General features: G+C 64.8%; 3 protein-coding genes. All 3 read left to right on the forward strand.

What is annotated here, in order from left to right; genetic code table 11:
• Positions 1-698: 698 nt before the first annotated feature.
• Positions 699-1241 (forward strand): DUF697 domain-containing protein, encoded by a 543-nt coding sequence (locus tag EOL86_08430; GenBank protein ID NCD25600.1) that lies wholly within the window; start codon positions 699-701, stop codon positions 1239-1241.
• A 23-nt stretch (positions 1242-1264) separates the two neighbouring features.
• Positions 1265-4927 carry an autotransporter domain-containing protein gene (locus tag EOL86_08435; GenBank protein ID NCD25601.1) on the forward strand — a complete coding sequence of 1221 codons (3663 nt, stop codon included), beginning with the start codon at positions 1265-1267 and terminating at the stop codon, positions 4925-4927.
• An 86-nt stretch (positions 4928-5013) separates the two neighbouring features.
• The coding region (locus tag EOL86_08440; GenBank protein ID NCD25602.1) for an amino acid adenylation domain-containing protein at positions 5014-11060 on the forward strand (6047 nt) is incomplete at its 3' end.

Below are 11060 nucleotides of genomic sequence, written 5' to 3' on the forward strand. Positions count from 1 at the left end.
CACCTCGAAAAAGATGTACAGAGCACCGCAACGACTTAACCAAAAAAGCCCGTTCCGAGTCACAGAAACGAGCCTTTCAATTCACCTTTCAATTCACCTTTTTTGATGAGACTGATGGAAAACAGAGCTTTCTACTGAAAAATTATCCCAACATTTACGGCAAGATATAACTCTTGAAATAGCTTCCCATGGTCTCAAAATCCACCGAGGGCAACCTCTTGCGAGTTCGAGTCTCGCCTCCGGCACCAAGAAAATAAGGCGGCTACATCAGTAACCGCCTTTTTTCATGCCCAATTCTGTACACTACTTGTACACTACTTTTTCCGGGGAAGAAGCGCGGGCACCAGCGATGCCGCCAATGCCGCGGCCACTACGATGGAACTATTGCGAGGACTATGGACGCAGAGGATTTACTCCCGGAATAAAAAATCTTGCCACCAACCCCGTCACAAAAAACGCGATACGAAAAACCCACCTTTTTTCCCAATTCCCCAAAGTCTCGACAACATCGACGGCGCCCATTTCCCATGTCCCAATTTGTTATGGTGTAAAAATAATTTTTCGCTTATTTTCCTTTGACCAAATCCGATTTGGCAAAAGAACGTAAACACGCCTTTTTCGAGACAAAGAGATTCACAACGATCAATTTTCCAACACGGTCAGTCACCACGACAAACACAACTTAGGGGGTCGTCATCATGGAAGAAAAACCTTCGGGAACAGGCGCGCCGCAGTCCGAGGAGACCACGCGGGTCCAGCCCAGCCAACACGAAATAGACGCCATCATCCGCAACAGGGTGCATAGTTCCTTGGCGATCGCGTTGGTTCCCATCCCTCTTTTCGACATGGCAGCGCTTGCGGCCTTGCAAGTGGAAATGATCTACAAATTAGCCAAAGCTCACGACATCCCCTTCAAGGCGGAATGGGGCAAGAAGGTCTCGGCCGCCCTGGTCGGCGGAATTCTGCCCAGCTTGATCACGCCGAAACTTTCCGACCTGGCCCGCTACATTCCCATCGTAGGGCCGGGGTTGAGCCTAGCCACCCTGCCCCTGACCAACGGCGCGGCGACCTACGCGGTGGGCAGGGCTTTCGCCAAGCACTTCGCCACCGGCGAAGACCTTTGCAACCTGGACATGAAAAAGCTCGGCACCGAAATCAAGGCCGGCTTTGAAGAAAGCAAGAAAACTGTCGGCGGTTGGTTCAAAAAAAGCGAACCAGCCACGGAAGCTCCGGCGGTTTAATCGGCTGGAAGTTCACAGGCCACATGGAACCGGAATCCATGTGGCCTTTTTCTTTTTTCTGTCTTGGCCTCACACCGAAAACAAGGAGATTTGCCGTGCTCACAAGACTGATCGCCTGCTGCCTGTGCATGTTTGTCTCCCTGCTCTCGGCGCCCCGAATCGCGCTGACCGGCACCCATGCCGCGAACCCGCTGGCCTCATCCCTGGCCGACGATCTTCTCGTGATCATTCAAGACAATCATTTCACGCTGACCGGCATTCCCAGCAATGTCGGCCTAACCTTGGAGGGCGCGCGGACCCTCTCCGGCGAAGGTGTTGATTCCGCGGCCCAGTTCCGCATCGGCAGCCAATCCAAGACCTTCACGGGCACCGTGATCCTGAAGATGATCGACAGTGGCTATTTCACGTTGACCGACACGCTGGGGGCATTGCAGCAAAAGTATAACGTTGACCTGGGCCTGTCCGCGCTCCCCGCCGGAGCGGAGAGCATCACCGTGGAGCAGCTCCTGAGCATGAGCTCTCGGATTCCCAACTACATGGCCGGAACCCGTGCCGGATCGACCTCGACCCTGTGGGACGAATGGATCGCCGCGAACTACCAAAGCCTGACGCCCGCCATCACACACGCGGAGCTGGCGGCCCTGGGGTTCGCGGCTGGATATCCGCAAAATCCGAGCGCGCCGTTCCAGGGTTCCTACTCCAACACCAACGCCGTTATCCTGTCCTTGATCGGCGAGGCCGCCTACGCGGCCGAAACAGGCACCGCCAAGACGTTCGCGGAAATTCTCAATGAACTGGTCTTCACGCCCGCCGGCCTGACCGGCACCTACCTGGCCATGGATTCCAGTTCGTCGGGCATCGCCCCTGGTTCGGAGAGCGGGCAAGGCATCACCGACATGGACCCAGCCATCCCGTGGACTTCGGGCGCCGTGGTCAGCACCCTGGAAGATCAGCTCAAATGGATCGAGATCCTCAAAACAAACATCCTGCCCGACGGCTCGAAGCTCCTGTCGGACGAATTGTTCGCGGCCCGGACAGACCTTGAAAACAGCACCCTGATCAGCATGGGCGGCCTGCCGCTGTTTTACGGCTACAACATCTTCACCCTGGATTTCACCTCGTCCGGCGTACCGCTGACGGTCATCGGCCACGGCGGGAGCATTGCCGGATACAGCTCCTTCTCGGCTTGGTACCAGCAACTCGGGCTCGGTCTGGTGGTCAACGTGCCCAGTCTGAGCACCATCGACAAGCATGGCGTCTTCACCAGCACGCCCTCCGAGGCCTTGATGATGGACCTCGCCCGTGGCCTGGAACGCCTTTATCGGTCCGACGGAACCTTGACCGGCCTCTCCGCCGTCTCCGCCGGAGAAAACGGAGGATACTTCTCGTTTGCCCCGATCACGACCAACGCGGCCGCAAGCACCACCTTCACCGTGAATCCGAGCGGCCGCGACACGTCCTACATGGACTTGGCCTTTCTGGCCCTGGGCGGCAACCCCATCATCACCACCACAGATCCCACCCTGACCTACTCCACCACCAACACCGGCACCTCCGCGGTGACCCTGACCCCTGGAGTCACCGGCACCGTGGCCAGCGGCGCCAGGGCCGAGGCCCTTGGCGAACAGACCTCGGTTTTTCTGATCAACGCGGGTGCCAGCCTCGACCTTGCGGGCGAGGTCGCGGCCTATGGCGACACGTCCTCGGCCATCGTGGTCGAAGCCGGCGGCACGCTGCGAACGGGCGCGGATTCCCTGGCCTATCTGCAGGGAGGGAGCGGCAGCACCATCCGTGTCGAGCCCGGCGCCACGGACGTGGACATCGACGGCGCGGTCCTTGCCTTTGGATCTTCCTCGGCGCTGCGGATCAATGGCAGCACGGTCACCGTCGGCTCCACTGGTCTTCTGTCCACCATCACGGCCGCTTACGCCATGGATCCCCACTTTCAGACCGTCAGCCCCGAAACCCACGCGGCCCACGGCGCACTCCTCGAAAACGGGGCGGTGCTCGACGTTCACGGCGCGATCATCGCCAAGGCGGTCAATCCGTGGGATGGTTCAAGCTTTGCCACGGGAGCGTATAGAGGCAGCACTTCATCCATGCCAGGAGTCCTGACGGCCGGCATCGCCCTGGAAGATTCCACGGCCAATGTCCACGGGTACGTGAGCGGCAGCGGCTACGGAACCTGGATGCTGGACGGCGACGGCTCGAACATCCTGAACGTCGATGGCGGCGCGGTGACGGGTGGTCTGTTGTCCGTCAAGGGCGCCGGCGGCGACGACGCGGTCGATGTGGCAAACGGAGGCCTGCTGGCCGGCAATATCGACCTTGGTGGAGGAGCGAACAGCCTGTCCGTTTCAAGGGGCTCGCTGGCTCTGAACCTCGATCAAGACGTGGGCATACGAGGCGCCGGCGCCTTGAGCTTCACGTCCGAAAGTCGGATCGACACCGGCCTGACTCGGGTTCTTGGCGACGAAAATTTCGTGCTGGCGTCCGATGTGACCAGCTATTCCGGAAGTCCGTTCATCGTGAATCCCTACAACCCCATTTCCTTCGGCATTTCCGAAAGTGGCGACGAAATCCTGCTGACCAGCGCCCGCGACTGGAGCTATTACGCCGATCGTTGCGCCAACGACAGTCTTGGCGCGGCCCTCGACCGCATGGCCGCCGCAGCCGTGCACAGGGCCCTGTCCGCGAACGGTTCCGCCTTGCTGCTCGCCGTGGACACCTCGGACACGCCTGGCGCCGATTCGAGCCAGTTGCAGCCGTATTCCATCAACGGGCTGGCCTTGACCCAAATCCGACAGACATCATCGGTGCACCGGGCCGTGCAAAATCAACACAGCACGTCTTGGCCGGATCGGGATTGGTTTGCCTTCGGTGGGGCGCACGGCCACTTCGGAAAGCAGGACGCCACCGGACACAGCGTCACTGGATATGACAGCAGCGGCGCGGGCGTCACCGTGGGCGTGGGCAGAAATCTGTCCGTCCACGCGCAGCTTGGCGTCTTCCTCGACCATGGCGTCGAAAGCCAGGATTACGACGGCGCCGGTGATGTCGACGATACCGTGCTGCGCGTGGGGCCTTTCGCGCGTTGGACTTCCGGGGGTACAGCGTGGAGTTCGGCGCTGTCCGTGGGCCTTCATGACGTGGATTCCAGTCGGGAAGTGTCCTTCCTGGCCGAGACGAACCAAGCCGATTACGCCATGCTCGACGTCATGCTGTCCTCTCGGCTCGCCCATGCCTTCCGCTTCGACTCGATGACGCTCACCCCGTCCCTCGAAGGTGTGTATCTGAACATCTCCAGCGAGTCCTACAAGGAAGACGGAGGGATTTCCGCCCTGGCCGTGGACAACGCCCGCGCCTCGTTCCTGGCCAGCACGGCCGGACTTGAACTCAGTCGGGACTTCCGTTTCGCAAGCGCCACGCTCACGCCCAGGCTGGGCGCGGCCTGGTGGCATCAGTGGCTTGAACGCCAGGACATGGACGCGGCGCTGCGCGCCGATACGGATTTCTCCTTCTCCAGCGAAGGAGAACGCCTGGACCGCGACCTCGTGCGTCTTACGGCCGCGCTTGCGCTGGAGCTGCACGGCGGCCTGCGCGTGAACCTCGAATACAGCCGCGACGAAGGCGCATCCATGCACGACAACAATATCCTGGCTCTTTCCATCGGGATGGTTTTTTAATTCGTCGAGCCCCGGTTGAATCGGGGCTCGACGTTTTTGGCCCCATGCCTTTCGTCCATCATCCACTTCGCAACGGATAGGATTACATGAATCACGTTTTGCAGAGCATCCTTTCCCTGGCCCACACCACTTTAGGACTCAAACCCGACGAACTGGACCCCGACGCGAACATTCTCGAACTTGGCCTCGATTCGCTCATGATCATCAAACTGGCCCAGGAAATCGAACGCCGCTTCGGTGTCACCCTGGAAGCCCGGTGGTTTTTGACGACCATGCCATCCCTGGCGGATCTGGCCCGCCATGTCCTCGATGAACGCCCCCAGCATGCCGTGCCCATGCGGGCCGCCGAAGCCCCGCCCGAACCCAGGGACGGCAAGGGGATGCCCGGCCCGGCCTGCACGCTCCCCGACCTGCCCCCAGTTGGAGCGACTCACGGCCCGGGCCTCTCCGCCCTGTTCGAGGCCCAGCTGCGGACCATGCAGACCCTTTTTGCCGAACAGCTGCGCGCCCTGGGCGGAAACCTATCGCCCGTCCCGACGCCGGACGCGACGCCGAACGCGACGCCGGACACATCCAGGACGGATGGTCCGGTCCGCCTGGAGCGCAACATCCGGGGCTTCGTGCTCGAACCCACGCCCCTGACCGACCAGCAGGCCGCCTTCGTGCGGGAGCTCGTGGCCAGGCATACCGCCCGCACGGGGAAATCCAACGCGCTGGGACGGCGTTCAGGCACGCTGGCGGATTGGAAGTCGTCCCTGTCCTTTCGCCCGGAATTGCGCGCGACCGCCTATCCCCTGGTGGCGGAAAGCACCTTTGGCGGACGTTTTCGCGACGTCGACGGCAACGAGTACATCGACATCGCCCTGGGCATGGGCGTCCATTTTCTCGGGCACAATCCGCCCTATGTGGTCGAGGCCCTGCGCCGCCGCCTGGAGCGGGGATTCGGCCTGGGCCCCCAGTGCGACCTGACGGCCGAGGCGGCCGAACGCATCCGCCGTCTGACGGGCATGGAGCGCGTGTCCTTCTGCAACACCGGCTCCGAGGCGGTCATGTTCGCCCTGCGCCTGGCCAGGGCCAAGACCGGACGCCCACTGATCGCCCTCTTCAACGGCGCCTACCATGGGACTTTTGACGGCGTGCTCGCGGCCTCCGAGGAGCGTGGCACGGGCACATACTCGCCCGGCACGCCGCTGGGCATGGTCGAGGACGTGCTCGTGCTGGATTACAACGCCGATTCGGCCTTGGATGTTCTGGCGCGGCGCGGAAACGAAATCGCCGCCGTGCTGGTGGAGCCCGTGCAAAGCCGCAAGCCGGGCTTGCAGCCCCAGACCTTTTTGCGCCGTCTGCGACGCCTGACGCGCGAGCGCGGCATCTGCCTGATCTTCGACGAAATGGTCAACGGCTTCCGCCGAGCGCCCGGCGGGGCTCAGGAACACTTCGGCGTCCGCGCCGACATGGCCCTGTACGGCAAGGTCGCGGGCGGCGGCCTGCCCGTGGGCATCATCACGGGCGACAAGGAATACCTGGACTACATCGACGGCGGGTTTCTGGGCGATGCCGCCCAGCCGTCGGAGGGCAAGACCATCGTCTTCGGCGGCACCTTCTGCCGTCACCCCTTGAGCATGGAAGGGGTGGTCGCGGCCACGGGCTACCTGCTGGAACAAGGCCCGGCCCTGCAGGAGCGGGTAACCCGCCTGACCGAGCGCCTGGCCGATCGTCTCAACCTCTGGTTCCAGAACGAGCGGGTCCCCCTGCGACTCATGCATTTCGGCCCGCAGTTCCTGTTCGAGGGTTTCGGCCCCTACAGCGCCTTTGCTCAGCCCATGGAGCTGCCCCTTTTCTACATGCTGCTGTTGGAACGAGGCGTCTACACCTGGGAGCGCCGCACCTGCGGCCTGTGCACCGAGCACACCGAGGACGACGTCCGGCGCATCGAGGAGGCGATCAAGGATAGCGTCCTGGCCCTGCGCGCCGGCGGCTTCGCGTTCAGCCTCGACAAGGGCGCGCCGGCCTTTTTCACGCCCATGACGCCGACCGAGGAGCGGCTTTACGCCATTTTCCAGCGCGAGCACGGTCAGGACGCTTATCATCTGCCCCTGGCCTGGAAAATACGGGAGCAAAGCGCCCCGCTCGATGTCGAACTGCTGGAAATAAGCCTCGGCGAATGCATCCGCCGCCACGAGGCCCTGCGTTCGAGCTTCCATCATCTGGACGATCAGCTTGTGCGCAAGGTCGTGGACGAGCCGGCCTTCGCCCTCGAACGCATCGACGCCGAAGGCCGCTCGACCGAGAATATTCTTGGCGCCTTCGTCCGTCCCTTTGATCTGGAGCGCGCGCCCCTGATGCGCGCCGGGCTGGCCCGCCTGGACGACGGTTATCTCTTCGTGCTCGACCTGCTGCATATCGCGGCCGACGGCGCATCCCTCGGCATTCTTCTCGACGACCTGAACGCCCTCATGAACGGCCAGACGCCGCTTGCCCACTCCGGGCCCCCGCGCGCCGCCCTGGGCGCGACGGACCAGGAACGCGTCCGGGCCGACACGGATTTCTGGGTGGAACGCCTGGCCGATCTGCCCCCCCTGGAGCTGCCCCTGGATTTTCCGGGCAAGAGCGGCTCGCCGCTGGGACGGCGGGAATGGATGACCCTGGACGCCGGATTGACGGCCCGGGCCCGCGCGGCCAGCCGCGCCTTTAGCGTGACCATGAACATGTTTTTAAACGGCGTGTACGCCCTGCTTCTGCACAAACTTTGCGGCGGAACGCGCTTTTGCGTGGGCATGGCCGAAGGCGGGCGCCATGGCGAGGACATGGCCCGCGTCATGGGGATGTTCGTCAACACCGTGCCCCAGGATTTCGCGGTGCAGCCGGAATGGACCCTGTCCGGGTTCATGGCCGCCGTGCGCGGCGCCTGCGCCGAATCCATGGACAAAAACCGCGCCCCCTACGGCGACGTCGCGGGCCGGCTCGGCCGGTCCCCGGCCGCGACCATGCTCAGCTACGAAAAGGCCGACCAGCGCCGCCCGACCTGGCCCGGACTGGAATTCACGCCACTGGTTCCGCCCGGTCACGGGGCCATGTACGACTTCGCCATCGATATCGTCGAGATGGACGGCGTGCTGCATTGCAGCCTGCTTTCGTCCGAGGCCCTGCGCCCGGAAACCACGCGCTGCTTCGGGCAGTGTTTTGCCCATCTCGTGGCCGAAACCGCCCGCCTGGCCGAGGCGCCCGCAACCCTCGTGGGCGACGTGCCGGCCCTGCCGCCAATCCAGGCCGAGTGGATTCTGGGCCCGTGGCAGGGCGCGACCGCGCCGTTCGACCGCTCCAAAACCATCGTCGACCTGTGCCGCGAGGCGGCCCGACGCCATGCCGACAAGACCGCCCTGGTCTTTCGGGACGACCGTCTGACCTACGCCGACCTGGACCGCGCCAGCGCCGTCCTGGCCCGCCACCTGGCCGCGTCCGGTGCCGGCCGGGACAAAATCGTGGCCGTGCTGGTCGAACGCGGCCCGGAATTCGTGCTGGCCGCCCTGGGCGCCATGCGGGCCGGCGCGGCCTATCTGCCCCTGGACCCGAAGGCCCCGGCCGAACGCATCGCCTTCCAGCTTGGCGACGCCGCGCCCTGTGCACTGATCAGTCCGCCAGGGCTGCGCCCCGAGCCCAGGCATTTTTCCGGGCCCTGGCTGGACGCCCGCGCCCTGGCGACACTGCCCGAGGACGACGCCCTGCCCGTGCCGGGAGACCCCGGCCCGGACGATCTGGCCTACGTCATCTACACGTCCGGCACCACGGGCCAGCCCAAGGGCGTCATGGTCGAGCATCACGGCCTGGCCAACCTCTGCCACTGGTTCGCGCGCCACTACGCCGTCACCGAGGCGGATCGCGCCACCGCCTTCGCGCCGTTCATCTTCGACGCCTCGGTCTGGGAAATCTTCCCCATGCTCGCCCAGGGCGCGGCCGTGCACATCCTCGACGACGACACCCGCCACGATCTGGCGCGCCTGCACGACTATCTGCGCCGGGAGAAAATCACGATCTGCTATTTCCTGTCCCAGGTGGCGGAAATGATCGACGGCGCCAGCCTGCCCGACCTGCGCCTGCTGCTCGGCGGCGGCGAGGTCCTGCACCGGGCCGTTCCGGCCGGAGCCTACCGGCACTGCAACACCTACGGCCCGACGGAGTTCACCGTCACGGCCACGAGCTTCGACCTGGACGGGTCCTGGCCCGTGCCCATCGGCCGCTTGGTGGACAACGCCCAGGGCCTGATCCTGGACCCGGTCGGCCGACTTCAACCCGTGGGCGTTCCGGGCGAACTGTGCCTGGCTGGCGAACAGCTGGCCCGGGGCTATCTGAACCGGCCGGAACTGACGGCCACGGCCTTTGTCGCCAATCCGCTGGCCACGCAGAATTCGCCCCACGCCCGCATGTATCGCACCGGCGACCTCTGCCGCTGGCGGCCCGACGGCAACATCGAATTTTTGGGCCGCATCGACACCCAGATCAAGATTCGCGGCCACCGCGTGGAGCCGAGCGAGATCGAAAAGACGGCGCTGACCTGTCCGGGCGTGGCACAGTGCGCGGTCATGGTCCGCGACGAAACCGGGACGCCCCTGCTCTGCGCCTATGTGGTCCCGGCCACGGACGCGGCCGACACGCGCTCCGTCCGCGCCCATCTCGCCGGCCTGCTGCCGCCGTACATGGTGCCGGACCGGATCATGCTCGTGGACGCACTGCCCATGGGGCCCAGCGGCAAGATCGACCGCAAGGCGCTGCCCGCTCCCGCCGCCGCGGAGCACGCCTCGGAGCCTCCCCGCACCGCCGAGGAACGTTTGCTGGCCGAGATCTGGGCCGAGCAGCTCCATGTCGAGCGGGTCGGCCGCGCGGACAATTTCTTCGAGCTGGGCGGCGACTCCATCAAGGCGCTCATGGTCACTTCCCGCATCCGCGCCAAGGGCTATGCCCTGAACGCGCGGGACATCTTCCGCGACGCGACCATCGCCGATCTGGCCCCGCGCCTGACGCCGTATCAGGCCACCGCGCGGCAGGCCAAGGCGGACACGACGACTCCGTCCGCGCCCCCGGCCGATCTGGAGGCCATCCGCGCCAAACTGGGCGCGGAGGTCGAATGCGTGCATGGCCTGTCCCCGCTGCAGCACGGCATCGTCTTTCATGGCCAGCTCCATCCGGATTCGCCGGCCTATCTCGAACAGAACCTGCTGACCATCCGTGGTCCGTTGGACGCCGAGACCCTGGCCCGCCGCCTTGAGGTGCTGACGGCGCGGCACGGCATGCTGCGCGCGGCCGTGATCGTCCGGGGCGTGTCCCGACCCTGGCTGGCCGTCCTGCCGCCGGAAAGGGTCGCGCCCGTGCTGGCGCGGGAGGATCTGCGCGGCCTCATCCACGCCGAGCGGCAGGCCCGACTCGCCGACATCATGCGCGCGGATCGCGAGCGCGGCTTCGATCCGCAGCGCCCTCCCCTGATCCGTTTCACCCTGCTGCGCACGGACGAGGCCGAGCACGCCCTGCTCTGCACCGTGCACCACATCATCGTCGATGGCTGGAGCATGGGCGTCCTGTTCAGCGAACTGTTCGGGGCGACCGCTGCCGCCACCCGGCCGACGCAGTTTCGCGATTTCATCCTGTGGCTGGAAAGCCAGGACAAAAACGCGGCCTTGGCGTGGTGGCGGCAGCGCTTGGCCGGAGCCGAACCGTCCGAAGTGCCCGGCCACGTTCCGTCCGAGGGCGAATATCGGGGACGGCGGACGGCGCTGCCCCTGCCCGAAGGATTCGAGGGTCGCTTGCGGGCGCTGGCCGCGAACACGCGCCTGACCGTGAACACGCTTCTTCAGGCGGCCTGGGCCGTTGTGCTCGCGCGCTGCACCATGAAGGACGACGTGGTCTTCGGCGAGGTGGTCGCGGGACGGCCGCCGGAACTGCCAGGCGCGGACGGGCTGATCGGCCTGTGCGCCAATACCGTGCCCGTGCGGGCGCGCTGCGAGGATGGCGAGACGTTCCTCGATCTGGCCGCGCGCCTGCGCGACGACGGCCTGACGGCGCGTCAGCACGCCCACTGCTCCCTGGCCGAGATTCAGGGCGCGGCGGGCGTGGGCCAGGACCTGCTGACCCATTTCTTCGT

The organism is Deltaproteobacteria bacterium, from assembly GCA_009930495.1.
Classification (GTDB): domain Bacteria; phylum Desulfobacterota; class Desulfovibrionia; order Desulfovibrionales; family Desulfomicrobiaceae; genus Desulfomicrobium.